This window comes from Desulfocurvus sp. DL1XJH-121, assembly GCF_054819825.1.
This window is the reverse complement of the sequence record NZ_JBTVWW010000002.1, coordinates 188923-206354: the sequence shown is the minus strand read 5'-3', so window position 1 is coordinate 206354 and position 17432 is coordinate 188923. Positions and strand designations below refer to the sequence as shown.

Below are 17432 nucleotides of genomic sequence, written 5' to 3'. Positions count from 1 at the left end.
AGCGGCCATGCCGAAACGATACGCATTGTACTACGCGCCGGAGCACGGCTCCCCCCTGTCCCTGTTCGGGGCCCGCTGGCTGGGCCGCGACGCGGCCACGGGCGCGCCCTGCGTGCAGCCCTCGGTGCCCGGAGTCGGCGACGACGCCCTGGATGAGGCCACGGCCGTCCCGCGGGTCTACGGCTTCCACGCCACCCTGAAGCCGCCCTTCGCCCTGGCCAAGGGCCGCAGCGAGGAGGAGCTCCTCTCGGCGGTGGCGGACTTCGCGGCCGAGCGCGGCCCGCTCCTGGCCCCGCGCCTGGCCCTGGCCACGGTGGGCTCGTTCCTGGCCCTGACCCCCCACGAGCACAGCCCGGCCCTGGACCTCCTGGCCGAGGAATGCGTGACCCTGTTCGACGGGTTCCGCGCCCCGCCCGAGGCCGCCGAGATCATGCGCCGGCGCGCCGCCGGGCTGACCAGACGCCAGGAAGCCCTGCTGCAGCTCTTCGGCTACCCCTTCCTGCTGGACGAATACCGCTTCCACCTGACGCTGACGGACAAAATCGCCGACCGCTCCCTGCGGGGCAAGCTGGTCAAGCACCTGCGCCGGGTCACCGCGCCCCTGTGCGCCGAGCCCCTGCCCGTGCGCGAGATCTGCGTGTTCCGCCAGGCGGGCCAGGGCGCGCCCTTCACCATCCTCAGGCGCTACCCCCTGGCCGGCGAGGGCCGGGCCAAGGAGGCGGTGTAGCGTGCCGGGCCGCCTGGTGTACGTCATGGGCCCCTCGGGCGCGGGCAAGGACAGCGTCCTGGCCTGGGCCCGGGAGCGCGCCGGGGGCCTGCCCGTGGCCTTCGCCCACCGCTACGTCACCCGCCCGCCCGAGGCGGGCGGCGAGGACCACGTGCCCCTTACGGCCGAGGAATTCGAGACCCGGGCCCGGGCCGGGCTCTTCGCCCTGCACTGGAACGCCAACGGCCTGCGCTACGGCCTGGGCGTGGAGATCGACGCCTGGATGCGCGCCGGGCTGACCGTGGCGGCCAACGGCTCGCGCGGGCACCTGCCCCAATGCCTGGCGCGCTACCCCGACGTCCTGCCCGTGCTCGTCACCGCGCCGCCCGAGGTCCTGGCCGCCCGCCTGCACGCGCGCGGGCGCGAGACCATGGGCGTCATCGCCGAACGCCTGGAGCGCGGCGCGGCCCTGGGCGCGGACCTGCCCGGGGCGGTGGTCCTGGACAACAGCGGCCCCCTGGAACGGGCGGGACGGCGCCTTCTGGAGCTCCTTGGGCCGAACAGGCCGTAAATCCTTCATTTTACCCCTCGCACTTGAAAAAAACGCCGCTATACGGATATAGGTATTGACGGCGCGGGGCAGGAGTCCGTACTGAACGCTGTCGGCCGCGCCCTCATCTCTCCTTGCGCGCCGCAGCCCGGGCCCCGGCCCAGAGATTTCCCGTGTTCGCACGGACCAGAGGAGGGTTTTCCCCGACAATGAACAAGCGCGCCATAGAAAAATGGAACGCCTCCCGTTCCTCGGACCTGTACGGGGTCCGCGACTGGGGCGGCGGATACTTCGACGTCACCAAGGACGGCGATCTGGCCATCGTGCCGTCCCCCTCGTCCAAATACAGGGTGCCGATTCCCGAGATCATCGAGGGCATCCAGGCCCGCGGCCTGGAGCTGCCCGTGCTGCTGCGCATCGAGAACATCCTCGACTCGCAGATATCGCTGATCCACAGGAGCTTCCGCACGGCCATCAAGGCCTCGGGATACAAGGGCGAATTCCGGGGCGTGTTCCCGGTGAAGGTCAACCAGCAGCAACAGGTCATCGAGGAGCTCACGGCCTTCGGCTCGCGCTACCACCACGGCCTGGAGGTCGGCTCCAAGGCCGAGCTCATCGCGGCCCTGGCCCACCTGGAGGACCGCGAGGCCTGCCTGATCTGCAACGGCTACAAGGACCGCGACTTCATCGACCTGGCCCTGTACGCCACCAAGATGGGCTACAACTGCTTCCTGGTGCTGGAGATGCCCGGGGAGCTGGACATGGTCCTGGAGCGCTCCGAGGTCCTGGGCATCGACCCCAACATCGGCGTGCGCATCAAGGTCGCGTCCCACGTGGGCGGCCACTGGGCCGAATCCGCGGGGGACCTGTCCATCTTCGGCCTGTCCAGCGCCGAGGTGGTGGAGGTGGTGGACAGGCTGCGCGAGGCGGGCAAGCTCAACTGCCTGCAGCTGCTGCATTTCCACCTCGGCTCCCAGGTGCCCAACATCCGCGACATCCGCGTGGCCGTGCAGGAGGCCTGCCGCATGTACGCGGAGCTGGCCCTGGAGGGCTGCCCCATGGGCTACCTGGACCTGGGCGGCGGCCTGGCCGTGGACTACGACGGCTCGCACACCAACTTCGAGTCCAGCCGCAACTACACGCTGGAGGAGTACTGCGCGGACATCGTGGAGAGCGTCATGGCCGCCCTGGACGACCGGGGCATCCCGCACCCGCACATCGTCACCGAGTCGGGCCGGGCGACCGTGGCCTACTATTCCGTGCTGCTCACCGAGGTCATGGACGTCAGCCGCCTGGAAAGCCGCCCGGTGCCCCAGACCGTGCCCGAGAACTTCGCCGAGCCCGTGCACAACCTGCTTGAGGTGCACCGCTCCCTGACGGTGAAGAACCTCCAGGAATGCTACAACGACGCCATCTTCTACCGCGACGAGGTGCGCCAGCTGTTCCGCCTGGGCCGCGCCGGGCTGCGCGAGCGGGCCATGGCCGAAACCATCTTCTGGGCCGTGATGCGGGCCATCGCCGACGCGGTGGCGGACATCAAGAACCCGCCCTCGGGCCTGGCGGACATCTCCTATCCCCTGGCCAGCATCTACTACTGCAACATGAGCGTGTTCCAGTCCCTGCCCGACGCCTGGGCCATCGACCACCTCTTCCCCATCATGCCGGTGCACCGCCTGGACGAGCAGCCCACGGAAAAGGCCATCCTGGCGGACATCACCTGCGACTGCGACGGCAAGATCGACCGCTTCATCGACGACCGGGGGGTCAAGCGGGTCCTGGACCTGCACAACCCGGGCGAGGGCGAGCCCTACTACCTGGGCGTGTTCCTGGTGGGCGCGTACCAGGAAACCCTGGGCGACCTGCACAACTTGTTCGGGGACACCAACGTGGTCAGCGTGCGCCTGGACGGCGAGGGCGGTTACACCTTCGTGCGCGAGCTGGAAGGGGACAGCGTGGCCGACGTGCTCTCCTACGTGGAGTACGACCCCAAAGACGTCACGGACAACTTCCGCAACATGGCCGAGCAGTCCGTGCGCGACAAGCTCATCTCCCCCAAGGAGCGCTTCGCGGTGATGCAGGCCTTCGACCGCTGCCTGCGCGGCTACACGTATCTGCACGCCAAATAGGCAAGGAGCCAGACCATGTCCCGACTTCTGATCATCGGCGCGGGCGGCGTGGGCCGCGTTGCGGCCCTGAAATGCGCCCAGGCCCCCGAGGCCTTCGACGAGATCATGCTGGCCAGCCGCACGGTGTCCAAATGCGAGGCCATCGCCAAGGACGCGCCCCGGCCCATGCGCACCGCCGCCGTAGACGCCGACGACCCGGCGCGGACCGCCGCGCTGATCCGCGAATTCAAGGCCGACGTGGTGCTCAACGTGGCCCTGCCCTACCAGGACCTGACCATCATGGACGCCTGCCTGGAGGCGGGCGCACACTACGTGGACACGGCCAACTACGAGCCCCCGGACGTGGCCAAGTTCGAGTACAAGTGGCAGTGGGCCTACCGCGAGCGCTTCAAGGAGGCCGGGCTGACGGCGCTGCTCGGCAGCGGCTTCGACCCGGGCGTGACCAACGTGTTCTGCGCCCACGCGGCCAAGCGCCACTTCGACGAGATCCACCAGCTGGACATCATCGACTGCAACGCGGGGGACCACGGCCAGGCCTTCGCCACCAACTTCAACCCCGAGATCAACATCCGCGAGGTCACGGCGCGAGGCCGCTACTGGGAGCGGGGCGAATGGGTGGAGACGGACCCCCTGTCCTGGTCCATGAGCTTCGACTTCCCCGAGGGCATCGGCCCGAGGAAATGCTACCTCATGTACCACGAGGAGCTGGAGTCCCTGGCCCTGAACCTGCCGGGGCTCAAGCGCGCGCGGTTCTGGATGACCTTCGGGGACAGCTATCTCAAGCACTTGGAGGTGCTGGGCAACGTGGGCATGACGGGCATCGAGCCCGTGGACTACAACGGCACCCCCGTGGTGCCGCTCAAATTCCTCAAGGAGCTCCTGCCCGATCCCGGCTCCCTGGGCCCCCTGACCAAGGGCCGCACCTGCATTGGCTGCCTGATGAAGGGATTGAAGGACGGCAGGGAAAAGACCCTCTACGTCTACAACATCTGCGACCACCAGGAGGCCTACCGCGAGGTGGGCTCCCAGGCCATCTCCTACACCACGGGCGTCCCGGCCATGATCGGGGCCATGCTGGTGGCCACGGGCGCCTGGCGCAGGCCCGGCGTCTGGAACATGGAGGAGTTCGATCCCGATCCCTTCATGGCGGCCCTGCCCGAGCGCGGCCTGCCCTGGGTGGAGAAGGAGCTCTAGGTTGGACGGCTCCCGGGAGGTGCGCTTCGACCTCGGCCGCGTGCCGCGCACCCCGGCCTACGTGGTGGACGCGGGACTGGTGCGCGACAACCTGGCCGCGCTCGCCCGGGTGAAGAGGGAAAGCGGAGCCAAGGTGCTCCTGGCGCTGAAGGCCTTCGCCATGAGCCGCCTGTTTCCGCTCGTCTCCACGGTGCTGGACGGCACCTGCGCCAGCTCGCCCCACGAGGCGCGCCTGGGCCGCGAAGCCTTCGGCGGCGAGGTGCACGCCTTCGCCGCGGGCTTCTCCAAGGCCGACGTGCTGGACCTGGCCGCCACCGCCGACCACCTGCTGTTCAACTCCCCGGCCCAGCTGGACCGCTTCGGGGACTTGGCCCTGGCCGAGGCCGCGCGCCTGGGCCGCGGCCTGCACCTGGGCCTGCGCGTGAACCCGGAGCACTCCGAAGGGACCACGCCCCTGTACGACCCCTGCTCCCCGGGCTCCCGCCTGGGCGTGCGCCGCGCGGACTTCGACCCCGCGCAGCTTCCGCGCATCACCGGCCTGCACTTCCACACCCTCTGCGAACAGAACGCCGACAGCCTGGAACGCACCCTGGCGGCCTTCGAAGAGAAGTTCGGGGAGTTCGTGCCCGGCCTCAAGTACGTGAACTTCGGGGGCGGCCACCACATCACCCGCGCGGACTACGACCTGAAGCTTCTCGTCTCCCTGGTGCGCGGGTTCCGGGAGCGCCACGGCGTGGACGTCTACCTGGAGCCCGGCGAGGCCGTGGCGCTGAACACGGGCTATCTGGTCACCGAGGTCCTGGACGTGGTGCCCGGCGGGGACATGCCCGTGGCCATCATGGACACGGCCGTGCCCTGCCACATGCCCGACGTCATCGAGATGCCCTACCGGCCGAACATCGTGGGCGCGGGCCAGCCCGGTGAACTGGGCTGCGACTTCCGCCTGGGCGGCCCCTCCTGCCTGGCCGGGGACGTGGCCGGGGAGTATTCCTTTTCCGCGCCGCTGGCCACGGGCGACCGCCTGGCCTTCACGGACATGGCCCACTACACCATGGTCAAGAACACCACCTTCAACGGCGTTCGCCTGCCGGACATCGTGCTCTATGAACCCGACAGCGACGACTTCGAGGTCGTAACCCGCTTCGGGTATGAAGACTTTCGCTCGCGCTTAGGCTAAAATGCCTCTGGCGAGCCGTTTTTTCGGCATCATTCCCGCCAAAGGAGCCCCATCCATGCCCACGCTTCCCGCATTCCTGGAAAGCGAAATCGGCCGCTTGCCAGCGGCCGGATGCCCCATCCACGTGATCCCCGCGCCCCTGGAGGCGTCCGTTTCCTACGGGGGCGGCGCGGCCCTGGGCCCCGGGGCCATCCTCGCGGCCTCCCAGCAGCTGGAGACCCTGGACGGCCCCTACGCTCCGGCCGGGCGCGGCATCCACACCGCCGACCCCGTGGACTGCTCGGGCCCGGTGGAGGAGGTCCTCGCGCGCATCGAGACGGCCGTGGCCGCGTCCCTGGACTCCGGGGCCGTGCCCGTGGTGCTGGGCGGCGAGCACACCGTGACCCTGGGCGCCCTGCGCGCCGTGCGCAAGGCCCTCGGCCCGGTGGGGGTGGTGCAGTTCGACGCCCACGCGGACCTCAGGCAGGAATACGAGGGCAGCCCCCTCAGCCACGCCTGCGTCATGCGCCGCGCCCTGGACCTGGGCCTGCCCCTCTTCCAGGCGGGCGTGCGCTGCTTCTGCCAGGAGGAGGCCGAACTGCGCGACGGCCTGGGCATCCCCCGGGTGGACGGCCCGGACCTGCCCCTGACGCCTCCGGCGGCCCCCCTGCTGCCCGCCGATTTCCCCGAAAACATCTACGTGACCTTCGACGTGGACGGGCTGGACTGCTCGCTGATGCCCGCCACGGGCACCCCGGCGCCCGGAGGCCTTTTCTGGCACCAGGCCATGTGGATGCTCTCGTCGGCGGCCAAGGGCCGCCGCATCGTGGGCTGCGACGTGGTGGAGCTGGCCCCCGTGGCCGGCCTGCACGCCTGCGACTTCACGGCCGCCCAGCTGACCTACAGGCTCATGGGCCTGGCCCTGGCCGCGGGGGGCCGGGACAAATAAAAGGGGCCTTCACAACGCCGCTCATTTTATGGCATTGTGAACCCATTGTGGATATCTTTACCGTTCAACCTGGAAGGATTCATGGGACTGCTAACATCAAACACCCTGAGCCTGCGCAAGGCCGCCAAGATTAGCGACAAGGAATTCGCGGATCTTCGCAAGTTCATCTATGACAAGACCGGCATCGACATCCCGGATCGGCGGCGCTACCTTTTGGAAAACCGCCTGGGGCGCAGGTTGGAGGCCCTCGGGCTGTCCAGCTTCGGACAGTACCACGACTTCCTGCGCTACGATCCCGGCCGCACAGCGGAAATGGACAATCTCTGCGAGAAGATCACCACCAACGAGACGAGCTTCTTCCGCGACATCAAACAGCTCAACGTCTTCCGCAACGAAATCCTGCCCGAAGTCATCAAGGCCCAGGAGGACGCCGGCAAAAAGGAACTCAACATCTGGTGCGCGGGCTGCTCCTCGGGCGAGGAGCCGTACACACTGGCCATCCTCCTCCACGAGCTGCTCGGCATGTCCGTCATCGGCTGGCGCATCCGCATCTCGGCCCACGACCTCTCCCCGGCCATGCTGGCCAAATGCAAGGCCGGGGTCTACGGCGAATACGCCATGAAGACCACGCCCAAGGGCATCATCAGCAAATATTTCGAGCAGCAGGGCGACGAATACAAGATCCGCCCTAAGGTCCAGAAGCTGGTCAGCTTCGGGCCCATCAACCTGGCGGACCGCGCGGCTCTCAAACGCGTTCCCAGGTCGCAGATCCTGTTCTGCCGCAACGTGATCATCTACTTCGACACGGCCATGAAACAGCAGGTCCTGGCCTCGTTCTATGACAACCTCCTGCCCGGCGGCTATTTGTTCCTGGGGCACTCGGAAAGCATCCACAAGCTCTCCAACGCCTTCAAACCCGTGCTCAAGCCCGGCGGCATCTGTTACCGCAAGGAATCCTGAGCCCAACGAACCGAAGCGTTCCAGAACAAAACGCACACGCCCACCGGAGGCACGACGTGAGTGAAATACAGACCAAAGAACTAACACCCGGACTGGTCCTCACAGAGGATACCGAAGACCGTCACGGCTATACGCTGATCCCCAAGGGCACCCGCCTCACGGACTCCCATATCGCCATGCTCAGGAAATTCGGCGTGGGCGAGGTTCGGGCCGTGTCCGAGGCCGAGGCCAGAGGCATCAAGCCCTCGGACCCCGTGGCCGAGTACGTGCGCAACTTCTTCGCCTACTGCAACCCCGACGACAGGGCCCTGACGGAGCTGTTCCGCATCGCCACGGCCCGCACCCAGCGTGCCCTGGACCAGGGATGGGAGATCCCCTCCGAGGACGTGCGCCTGGCCAAAAACCTGGAATACATGAAGGACCTGTTCCGGCACGGCGAGGGCGCCGCCCAGGACATCGTGGACCACGAGACCGAGCTGGCCACCTTCCCGGACATCTATTTCCGCATCAAGGAATCCCTGGAGTCCCCGGACAGCTCGGCCAAGGACATCGCCGCCGTGGTCAGCACGGACATGGGCCTGTCCGCCAAGCTCTTGAAGCTCGTAAACAGCCCGTTCTACGGGTTCGCCGACACCATCGACTCCATCTCCCACGCCGTGTCCCTGGTGGGCACCGAGGAGATCTCCACCCTGGCGCTGGGCATCTCCACCATCAGTTTCTTCAAGGACATCCCGCCGGAACTCATGGACATGAAGACCTTCTGGCGGCATTCCCTGTCCTGCGGCATCTTCGCCCGCCTCCTGGGGGCCAGGATGAAGAACGCCCAGCCCGAGCGGCTGTTCACGGCCGGGCTGCTGCACGACATGGGCCGGCTTATCATCTTCAAGAAGCAGCCCTACGCCAGCGTCCAGGCCCTGCTCCACGCCCGGGAGAACATGCTGCCCGTGGCCGAGGCCGAGCACGTGACCCTGGGCTACGACCACACCGACGTGGCCGATCTGCTGCTCAAGGCGTGGCATTTCCCCGCGCCCATCATGAACGCCATCAAGTTCCACCACGACCCGGCGTCCGCCCCGGACCCGGTGGAGGCCGCGGTAATCCAGATCGCCGACAACCTCACCAACGCAGTTGAGATTTCCAGCGGGGGCATGTACGTTCTACCCGGCATTCAGGAAGGCGCCTGGGAAAGCACGGGGTTGGACATCCTGCACCTCGTGGACATCGTGGACCAGTACGACAAGAACATCGACGATGTTTTGGGCGCATTTCTCTAGCGGACAGTGAGCCGACCGCACAGCGAACCCGGTACAGCAGGCCGCACCATCCCGCTCACGCGCTGTAAACATTGAGAGAGCCATGTCCATCCGATACGACGTCAGCTTCATCAATCCCTTTCTGGAAGCGGTTATCAACGTGCTGGAAACCATGGCCATGGTGCAGGTCCGCCCGGGCAAGCCCTTCGTGAAGAGCGACCGGGCGGCCCAGGACGACGTCACGGGCCTCATCGGCATAACCGGCTACACCACGGGCACCATCGCCCTGGGCATGAGCGAGGGCGCCATCCTGGGCATCGTCGCCAACATGCTGGGCGAGGAATTCACCAAGGTAAACGAAGAGGTGGCCGACGCCGTGGGCGAACTGACCAACATGATCTCCGGCCAGGCCCGGCGCAGCCTCGCGGAGATGGGCATGACCTTCGCCGCCTCCACCCCCTCGGTGATCACGGGCAAGGGCCACCTGGTGAACCACGTGGGTGCGGGCCCCATCCTGGTCATCCCCTTCGAGACCGACGGCGGCGGATTCCACGTGGAGGTCTGCTTCGCCCGCACGGAAAAGGTGGAAGAGGACCCCAAGGCCGCCCCGCGCAGAGACCCCAAGGCCCCGCGCAAGTTCAAATACTGATCCCTCCCGCACGAATTCGGCACAATCCGGCCCGCGACGCCCCCAGGCGCGCGGGCCTTTTTGCGCCCTCGCCCCCCAACGAATTATTGGACAAGCCTTCCCCGCAGGCCGTTCAAAAACAGTGAGATGCAAGGAAGCGTAAAAATCCAGGACGCGCCGTGTATTCAACATACATAAGCGGTCTGGATTTTTTCGCTGACGCAGCAGATCGCTGTTTTTCAACGGCCTGCGCGCGGGCGGGAGACGCCGTGGGCGCGCAGCAGGGAATACAGCCGGGCCCTGGACAGACCCGAGGTGCGCATGGCCCGGCGCACGTCCCAGCCCTCGCGGGCCATGAGTTCGCGCAGGTAGAAGGCCTCGGCCTCGGCCAGGCGCGCCTCGCGGAACTCCCGCAGGCTGGGGAAGGCGGCGGGGTCGATGCCCCAGGCCGGCGCGGACGGGGCCCGGGGAGCTTCGGCTCCGGGTTCGTCCACCCCGGCCCGGGCGATGGCCACGCGGATGTTCATGGGCAGGTGCCGGGACAGGAGGTTGGTTTCGCCCTCGGCCGAGCTCAGGGCGTGCTCCATGGCGCCCATGAGCTCGCGCACGTTGCCCGGCCAGTCGTAGCGCTTGAGCCCCTCCAGGAAGTCCCGGGACATGCCCTTGTCCACGATGCCCATGGCCCGGCAATACAGGCGCAGGAAATGCCGGGCCAGGAGCTCCATGTCCCCGGCGCGCCTGACCAGGGGCGGCAGGGTGATGGAGATGCCCCGGATGCGGAAGAGCAGGTCCTCGCGGAACTGGCCGCGCGCGGCCATGGCCTCCAGGTCGCGGTTGGTGGCGGCCACCAGGCGGAAGTCGCTGTCCACCTCCCTGGCCCCGCCCACGGGCCGGAAGCGATGGTCCTGGAGCACGCGCAGGAAGGCCTTTTGCACGGGCAGGGGCAGCTCGCCCACCTCGTCCAGGAACAGGGTGCCCCCGTCGGCCTGCAGGACCAGGCCCTGGCTGCGCCGGTCCGCGCTGGTGAAGGCCCCCTTCTCGTGGCCGAAGAGCATGGATTCCACCAGGTTCTCGGGCAGGGCCGCGCAGTCCACCACCACGAAGGGCCCGTCCTTGCGGCGGCTGCCCATGTGGATGGCCCGGGCGAACAGCTCCTTGCCCGTGCCCGTGTCCCCGGCCACCAGCACGGCGGCCTCCCCGGCCGCGGCCCGGGCCGCGCGGCGCAGGCAGGCCTGGATGGCCGGGCTCTCGCCCACCACCCCGTGCTCCTTGAGGGTGCGCGGGGTGACCCCGGCCTTGCTGCGGCGGTATTCGATGGCCCGGCCCACGTGCAGGCGGATGTTGGCCATGGTGGGCGGTTTGGTGATGTAGCTCCAGGCCCCGCTGCGGATGGCCAGCTCCGCCCCGTCCGGGTCGCCCGCGCCCGTGAGGATGATGACCTCCGGGGCCAGGACCCCCTCCCGGAACCGGGGCAGGGCGTCCAGGCCGTTGCCGTCGGGCAGACGCACGTCCAGGATGACCAGCTCGTAGCCGTCGTCCGCGACCTGGGCCAGGCCCTCGGCCACGCTGCCCGCGCCCTTGGCCGAATGACCCATGGCCGCCAGCACGTGGGACAGGGCGTTCACCAGCATGGCGTCGTCGTCGACGATGAGGATGTTGGCCACGGCTAGTCCTCCGTTCCGCTGGCGCGCCCGGCCAGGGCCTCGCGCACGGCCGCGTCCAGGGTCCGCGTATTGAAGGGTTTCTTAAGATAGCCCACGCCCAGCTCGCGGGCCTTTTCCGGATTCACGAGGTCGCTGTACCCCGAGGTCAGGATCACGGGCAGGCCCGGACGCCCCCCAAGCACGCTGCGGGCCAGGTCCAGCCCGGTCATGCCCGGCATGGTCACGTCGGTCAGCACCACCCCGGGCTCCCAGTTCCCGCGCTCCAGGATCTCCAGGGCCTCCAGGGCCCCGGAACAGCAGCGCACCTCGTAGCCCAGCTGCTTGAGGATCAGGGACGTGCTCTTGCGCAGGGCGGCCTCGTCGTCCACGAACAGCACGCGCCCCCGCCCGGCCCCGGGCTCCACGGCCGGGGCCTCCACGATTGGGGCCTGCACCGGCTCGGTCCTGGGCCAAAGCACGTGGAAGGCCGAGCCGCGCCCCAGCTCGCTCTCCACGCGCACGGCCCCGCCGTGGCGCGAGACGATGTTGTGCACCACGGCCAGGCCCAGGCCCGTGCCCGAGGTCTTCTTGGTGGTGAAGAAGGGGTCGAACACGCGCTCCAGGTATTCCGGGGGCATGCCCCGGCCCGTGTCCTTGACCGTGAGCATCACGTAGGGTCCGGGCTGGGCCGCCGGGAACAGGGAGCGCATGGGCTCGTCGAGGTCCACCCGCTGCAGGGCCAGGGTCAGGACGCCGCCGCTCTCGCGCATGGCGTGGGCCGCGTTGGTGGCCAGGTTCATGACCACCTGGTGCACCTGGGTGGGGTCGGCCAGGATGGTGTCGTCGTCCGTGAGCAGGTCCTCCACGATCTCGATGGTGGCGGGCAGGGACGGGCGCAGGAATTTCACGCATTCCTTGAAGATGCTGGACAGCCGGAAGGGCGCGGGGTCGTCGCTCTCGTGCCTGCGCGACAGGGACAGGATCTGGTCCACCAGGGCCCGGGCGCGGTTGGCGGCCTCCAGGATCTCGCTGAAGCTCAGGGCCGCAGGGCTGTCCTCGGGCACCAGGGTCCGGCCCAGTTCGGCATGCAGGATCACCGGGCCCAGGATGTTGTTGAAGTCGTGGGCGACGCCCCCCGCCAGGGTGCCGATGGCCTCCATCTTCTGGGCCTGGCGCAGTTGCTTCTCCAACACGGCCACGTGGGTCACGTCGCGCCACACGCTGACCCAGCCGAGCACGGCCCCGCGCTGGCCCCGGATGGGGGACATGGTCTTCTCCACCTGGATCACGCGGCCGTTCTTGCAGGTGTTGAAGACCCGACCGGTCCAGACCTCCTCCTCGGCCAGGGCGCGACGGATGATGTCCAGGGACTTTCGCTGGTGCTCGCCCACGTAGAGCATCTCCACGGGCTTGCCCCGGGCCTCGCTCTGGGAGTAGCCCGTCATCTCCTCGAAGGCCTGGTTCACGGAATGCACGGTGAAGTCATGGTCGAAGATGACCACGGCTTCCAGGGCCTGCTCGATGGCCGTGGCCATGCGCAGCCGGTCGTGGCCGATGCGCCGCTGTTCGGTGACGTCGGTGAGGAACACGGCCACGCAGCCCACCTCCCCGGCCGCGTCGAACACGGGGTGGACGTCGATGTTCAGGATGTTGCCGGACCGGGACACGTCCTCGAAGCTCTGGGTGCGGCGCACGCGCACGGTGCTCTCCACCATTTCCTGGCGCGCGCGGGCCGTCTTCTCGGGGAACAGGTCGAAGACCCGCCGCCCCACCAGGGCCTCCAGGGGCATCCTGAGCCTCTTGGCCGCGGCCTCGTTGGAGGCCAGCACCACGCCGTCGGGCCGCAGCAGCAAGGCAAAGCTGTAGCCCGGAGACGCGTCGCCCTCGGCCTCGGTGAACGCCCCTTCGCGGGGTCTGCCCGGGTCCGTCATGGCCTTCTCCTTCCGCTTGGGCGCGGAGCTCTAGGACTTTTCCCGATTGTCTCCTTTTCCAAGAAAAATGCCCCCCTGTCAACGCTCTCGGATTTCCTGGCGAAAACGCGGGGAATCCCATCACACAAGACAGGCCGTGCCCCGGCCACGACCCGGGCCGCGTCGCCCCCGTATCCGTTGCTGACCAGCCGCAACACATCGCCGGACAAGGATAAACGACCCCCGGTTCCCCAAGCCGTCTCGCCCGGCAAGACAAATCTCCCTGTGCAAGACGGTTTTCCCCTGCCCCGGAGCCCGAAAAAGGGAATAAAACCGCCCAACCCCCTGCGGAAACGGGCTTTGGCGAGGACGGTACGCTTCTTGTTTTTGGGAAGGCGGGCGGGGACGCGGCCCGGCCCGTGAACCGGCAATCCGCGCAGGAGGAGGCGGACGTGGGGCGGAAGCGGTGGACCCCGGAAACCAAGGCCGAAATCGTGCTTCAGGGACTGAAGGGGGCCCCGGTGGCCGACCTCTGCAAGCGGCACGGCATCTGCGCCAGCCAATACTACAAATGGCGCGACATCCTCATGGAGCGCCTGCCGCACATCTTCGAGAACGGCCGCAAGGCCCGCGCCCACGACGACCTCAAGCGAGAGAACGAACGACTGAAGAAGCTCTTGGGCGAAATGGCCCTGGCCCTGGATCAGGCCGGGGACGCATAGCCCGGCAAGGAGGAAGAGCATGGCCAACCGCATCGGCGTGTACGTGTGCCACTGCGGCACCAACATAGCGGGCAAGGTGGACAGCGAGGGCGTGGCGGAATTCGCCATGTCCCTGCCCGGGGTGGCCGTGGCCCGGGACTACAAGTTCATGTGCTCCGACCCGGGCCAGGACATGATCATCGAGGACATCAAGAACCTCGGCATCAACCGCGTGGTCGTGGCTTCCTGCTCCCCCCGGCTGCACGAGAAGACCTTCCAGAAGGCCTGCGCCCGCGCCGGGCTGAACCCCTATTATTTCCAGATGACCTGCATCCGCGAGCACTGCTCCTGGGTCACCGAGGACCCGGCCGAGGCCACCCTCAAGGCCAAGCACCTGGTGGCCGCGGCCGTGGCCCGGGTCAACTGGCACCAGGAGCTGCACTCCCGCGAGGTGCCCGTGAACCCCGACGTGATGGTGGTGGGCGGCGGCATCGCGGGCATCCAGGCGGCCCTGGACGTGGCCCGCTCCGGGCACCAGGTGCACCTCATCGAGCGCGCGCCGTCCATCGGCGGGCACATGGCCCAGTTCGACAAGACCTTCCCCACCCTGGACTGCGCGGCCTGCATCTCCACGCCCAAGATGGTGGCCGTGGCCCAGGATCCGCACATCAACCTCATGACCTGGAGCGAGGTCTCCAAGGTCGACGGATACGTGGGCAACTACACCGTGACGGTCAAGAAGAAGCCCCGCTACGTGGACATGAACCTCTGCACGGGCTGCGGCCTGTGCCTGGAGAAGTGCCCCACGCGCGTGCCCTCGGCCTTCGAGGAAGGCCTGGCCAAGCGCCGCGCCATCTACCGCAACTCACCCCAGAGCGTGCCCTCCACCCCGGTCATCGACGCGGACCACTGCCGCCATCTGAACGGCAAGAAGTGCGGGGTCTGCGAGAAGTTCTGCCCCTCGGGCGCCATCGACTTCGACCAGGCGGAGCAGAGCGTGGATATCGAGGTGGGCAGCATCATCCTGGCCACGGGTTACGACGTCATGGACCCCACGCCCATGACCCAGTACGGGTTCGGCCGCTACCCCGAGGTCTACACGGCTCTGCAGTTCGAACGCCTGAACAACGCCGTGGGCCCCACGGGCGGCAAGATCGTGATGAGGAACGGCGAGAAGCCCAAGAGCGTGGCCGTGCTGCACTGCGTGGGCTCGCGCGACGCCAACTACCACGCGTACTGTTCGCGGGTCTGCTGCATGTACGCCCTGAAGTACGACCACCTGCTCAAGGACAAGGTGGGACACGACACGAAGATATACAATTTCTACATTGATCTCAGATGCTTCGGGAAGGGATACGAGGAATTCCTGCGCCGTGTGCAGGAGGAGGGCGTGACCTTCGTGCGCGGGCGCCCGGCGGAGATCCGCCAGCGCGAGGACGGCAAGCTCCTGGTCATCGCCGAGGACACCCTCTCGGCCCAGCTCTTGGAAGTCCCCGTGGACATGGCCATCCTCTGCACGGCCATGGAATGCCGCAAGGACACCCCGGAGGTGGCGCGGCTGTTCGGCGTGTCCCAGGGCCAGGACGGCTTCTTCCTGGAGGAGCACCCCAAGCTCGGGCCCGTGTCCACGGCCACGGACGGCATCTTCCTGGGCGGCTCCTGCCAGGGGCCCAAGGACATCCCCGACGCCGTGTCCCACGCCTCGGGGGCCGCGGCCCAGTCCCTGGCCCTGGCCGCGCGCGGCACCGTGGAAATCTCGCCCACCACCTCCTACATCGACCCGGACATCTGCATCGGCTGCAAGGCCTGCATCGGCCTGTGCGCCTACTCGGCCATCGAGTTCGACGAGCGCCGCAGGGTCAGCGTGATCAACGAAGCCATGTGCAAGGGCTGCGGCAGCTGCGCGGGGCATTGCCCCAGCGGGGCCGCCCAGATCCGGCACTTCACGGAACGGCAGGTGTTTTCCGAGCTGGAAGGGCTCCTGGACGAGGTGCCCCCGCCGGCCGCCGAAACAGCCGAGGCCGAGGTCTCGCAAGCGCACTAACGAAGATGCCAAAGGGGAAGCGACATGGAAGAGTTCGAACCGACCATCGTGGCCTTTGTCTGCAACTGGTGCACCTACACCGCGGCGGACCTGGCGGGCACCTCGCGCATGGTGCAGCCCGCCAACATCAAGCTCATCCGCATGATGTGCACGGGCATGGTGGACCCCAAGTACGTGATCAAGGCCCTGCTCTCGGGCGCGGACGCCGTGCTCATCAGCGGCTGCCACCCCGGGGACTGCCACTACATCAACGGCAACTACAAGGCCCGGCGACGCGTGAAGCTCCTAAAGGAGCTCCTGGCCCAGTTCGGCATCGACCAGCGTCGGCTCAAGCTGACCTGGATCGGGGCCAGCGAGGGCAACGAGTTCGCCGAGACGGTGAACGACCTGGTGGAGGAAATCAGGGCCCTGGGCCCGGGCGAGGCGCGGACCTCGGCCGTCATCTGAGGGGGAGGAAACAACCATGGCGACCACAGCGAAGATAGACGTCACATCCGAGGGGCCCGTACGCGCCATCCAGGGCTTCCTGCGGCAGCTCCTGGAGCAGGGCCAGGCCAAGGCGCTCCTGGCTCCGCGCCACCTGCCCATCGCCGGGACCATCATGCCCACCCTGGTGAGCGATCCCGACGAACTGGACAGGGTGGACCCCCTGTCCCCGGCCTTTCCCATCAACGGGGCCAAGATGATCGCGCGGCTGACCCGGGGCTACGCGGGCCAGCCCGTGGCCGCGGTGCTGCGCTCCTGCGAGATCAGGGCCTTCATCGAACTGGTCAAGCTGAACCAGGGCAGCATGGACAACGTGCTGCTCATCGGCGTGGACTGTCCCGGGGCCATGACCAACATGGACTACCGCACCTTCGTGGGCCAGGGCGAGCCCATGGCCCGCAGCCAGGAATTCGTGAAGGCCGCCCTTGGCGGGGCCGAATCCGTGGACGGCACGCCCATCGCCAAGGCCTGCCGCGCCTGCGAGCACCCCGTGCCCGAGAGCGCGGACCTGATCCTCGGCCTGTTCGGCGGGGACCCGGACGCCTCCATCCAGCTCATCGCCAACACCGCCCGGGGCGAGGGCCTGCTCACGCGCCTGGGCTTCGGCGACGCGCCCGAGGCACCGGGGCGGCGCAAGGCCGTGGAGGAACTCACGGCCAGGCGCGCGGCCTTCCGCGACCAGATGATCGCCAAGACCGAAGAGGCCACCAACAGCCTGAAGAAGCTCTCGGAATACCTGGCGGGCTGCGTGAACTGCTACAACTGCCGGGTGGCCTGCCCGGTCTGCTACTGCAAGGAATGCGTGTTTTTGACCGACGTCTTCGACTACCAGCCCGACCAGTACATCGGCTGGTCCGCCAAGCGCGGCTCCCTGAAGATGCCCACGGACACGGTCTTCTTCCACCTCACCAGGCTGGCGCACATGAGCACCTCCTGCGTGGGCTGCGGCCAGTGCTCCAACGCCTGTCCCAACCACGTGCCGGTGATGGAGCTGTTCCGCAGCGTGGGCCACAAGACCCAGCGGGCATTCGACTACGTGCCCGGGCTGAGCCCGGACGACGCCCCGCCCATGACCGTGTTCCGGGAAGACGAATTCGCCGAGGTCGTGGGCGGCGGCCACTAGGAG

At 67.9% G+C, this 17432-nt stretch carries 15 protein-coding genes; 13 read left to right on the top strand and 2 right to left on the bottom strand.

The window, feature by feature from the left end; all coding sequences use genetic code 11:
* Positions 1–7 precede the first annotated feature (7 nt).
* The 9 genes from ACYYG1_RS02390 (at position 8) to ACYYG1_RS02350 (ending at position 9543) form a co-directional block, all read left to right on the top strand.
* Entirely contained in the window at positions 8–727 is a 720-nt protein-coding gene (locus tag ACYYG1_RS02390; protein ID WP_461208671.1) for a DUF1045 domain-containing protein, read from the top strand.
* A 1-nt stretch (position 728) separates the two neighbouring features.
* Positions 729–1277, top strand: a complete 549-nt coding sequence (phnN, locus tag ACYYG1_RS02385) for a phosphonate metabolism protein/1,5-bisphosphokinase (PRPP-forming) PhnN (protein ID WP_461208670.1) — start codon at positions 729–731, stop codon at positions 1275–1277.
* Positions 1278–1465: 188 nt separating this feature from the next.
* The gene (gene speA / locus ACYYG1_RS02380; protein ID WP_461208669.1) at positions 1466–3382 is read left to right on the top strand and encodes a biosynthetic arginine decarboxylase; all 1917 of its coding nucleotides are present in this window, start codon (positions 1466–1468) and stop codon (positions 3380–3382) included.
* Between the two features lie 15 nt (positions 3383–3397).
* Positions 3398–4576, top strand: a complete 1179-nt coding sequence (locus tag ACYYG1_RS02375) for a saccharopine dehydrogenase family protein (protein WP_461208668.1) — start codon at positions 3398–3400, stop codon at positions 4574–4576.
* Between the two features lies 1 nt (position 4577).
* Positions 4578–5753 carry a carboxynorspermidine decarboxylase gene (gene nspC / locus ACYYG1_RS02370; RefSeq protein WP_461208667.1) on the top strand — a complete coding sequence of 392 codons (1176 nt, stop codon included), beginning with the start codon at positions 4578–4580 and terminating at the stop codon, positions 5751–5753.
* Between the two features lie 55 nt (positions 5754–5808).
* A complete protein-coding gene (speB, locus tag ACYYG1_RS02365) occupies positions 5809–6681 on the top strand; it encodes an agmatinase (protein WP_461208666.1) in 873 nt (290 codons plus the stop codon).
* An 81-nt stretch (positions 6682–6762) separates the two neighbouring features.
* Positions 6763–7641, top strand: coding sequence for a CheR family methyltransferase (locus ACYYG1_RS02360; protein ID WP_461208665.1), 879 nt, complete (start codon positions 6763–6765; stop codon positions 7639–7641).
* Positions 7642–7697: 56 nt separating this feature from the next.
* Positions 7698–8915: an HDOD domain-containing protein gene (locus tag ACYYG1_RS02355; protein WP_461208664.1), complete on the top strand. Its 1218-nt coding sequence runs from the start codon at positions 7698–7700 to the stop codon at positions 8913–8915.
* 82 nt (positions 8916–8997) lie between these two features.
* Positions 8998–9543 (top strand): chemotaxis protein CheX, encoded by a 546-nt coding sequence (locus ACYYG1_RS02350; RefSeq protein ID WP_461208663.1) that lies wholly within the window; start codon positions 8998–9000, stop codon positions 9541–9543.
* 218 nt (positions 9544–9761) lie between these two features.
* Here the strand turns inward: ACYYG1_RS02350 and ACYYG1_RS02345 are convergent, their stop codons facing one another.
* A complete protein-coding gene (locus ACYYG1_RS02345; RefSeq protein ID WP_461208662.1) occupies positions 9762–11186 on the bottom strand; it encodes a sigma-54-dependent transcriptional regulator in 1425 nt (474 codons plus the stop codon).
* A 2-nt stretch (positions 11187–11188) separates the two neighbouring features.
* The gene (locus ACYYG1_RS02340; protein ID WP_461208661.1) at positions 11189–13096 is read right to left on the bottom strand and encodes a hybrid sensor histidine kinase/response regulator; all 1908 of its coding nucleotides are present in this window, start codon (positions 13094–13096) and stop codon (positions 11189–11191) included.
* A gap of 431 nt (positions 13097–13527) precedes the next feature.
* Here ACYYG1_RS02340 and ACYYG1_RS02335 point away from each other — a divergent pair, with 431 nt between their 5' ends.
* Genes ACYYG1_RS02335 through ACYYG1_RS02320 form a run of 4 tightly spaced genes read left to right on the top strand, consistent with a single transcriptional unit; the run spans position 13528 to position 17429 of the window.
* Positions 13528–13797, top strand: coding sequence for a transposase (locus tag ACYYG1_RS02335; protein WP_461208660.1), 270 nt, complete (start codon positions 13528–13530; stop codon positions 13795–13797).
* A 19-nt stretch (positions 13798–13816) separates the two neighbouring features.
* Positions 13817–15820, top strand: coding sequence for an FAD-dependent oxidoreductase (locus ACYYG1_RS02330; RefSeq protein ID WP_461208659.1), 2004 nt, complete (start codon positions 13817–13819; stop codon positions 15818–15820).
* Positions 15821–15844: 24 nt separating this feature from the next.
* A complete protein-coding gene (locus tag ACYYG1_RS02325; protein ID WP_461208658.1) occupies positions 15845–16267 on the top strand; it encodes a hydrogenase iron-sulfur subunit in 423 nt (140 codons plus the stop codon).
* A gap of 16 nt (positions 16268–16283) precedes the next feature.
* A complete protein-coding gene (locus ACYYG1_RS02320) occupies positions 16284–17429 on the top strand; it encodes a 4Fe-4S dicluster domain-containing protein (protein ID WP_461208657.1) in 1146 nt (381 codons plus the stop codon).
* Positions 17430–17432 lie beyond the last annotated feature (3 nt).

Coding starts and splice junctions, on each gene's coding strand:
- ACYYG1_RS02330 (WP_461208659.1), top strand. CDS start 13,817: ATGGCCAACCGCATCGGCGTGTACGTGTGCCACTGCGGCACCAACATA.
- ACYYG1_RS02360 (WP_461208665.1), top strand. CDS start 6,763: ATGGGACTGCTAACATCAAACACCCTGAGCCTGCGCAAGGCCGCCAAG.
- ACYYG1_RS02340 (WP_461208661.1), bottom strand. CDS start 13,096: ATGACGGACCCGGGCAGACCCCGCGAAGGGGCGTTCACCGAGGCCGAG.
- ACYYG1_RS02320 (WP_461208657.1), top strand. CDS start 16,284: ATGGCGACCACAGCGAAGATAGACGTCACATCCGAGGGGCCCGTACGC.
- ACYYG1_RS02325 (WP_461208658.1), top strand. CDS start 15,845: ATGGAAGAGTTCGAACCGACCATCGTGGCCTTTGTCTGCAACTGGTGC.
- speB (WP_461208666.1), top strand. CDS start 5,809: ATGCCCACGCTTCCCGCATTCCTGGAAAGCGAAATCGGCCGCTTGCCA.
- ACYYG1_RS02390 (WP_461208671.1), top strand. CDS start 8: ATGCCGAAACGATACGCATTGTACTACGCGCCGGAGCACGGCTCCCCC.
- speA (WP_461208669.1), top strand. CDS start 1,466: ATGAACAAGCGCGCCATAGAAAAATGGAACGCCTCCCGTTCCTCGGAC.
- ACYYG1_RS02350 (WP_461208663.1), top strand. CDS start 8,998: ATGTCCATCCGATACGACGTCAGCTTCATCAATCCCTTTCTGGAAGCG.
- ACYYG1_RS02375 (WP_461208668.1), top strand. CDS start 3,398: ATGTCCCGACTTCTGATCATCGGCGCGGGCGGCGTGGGCCGCGTTGCG.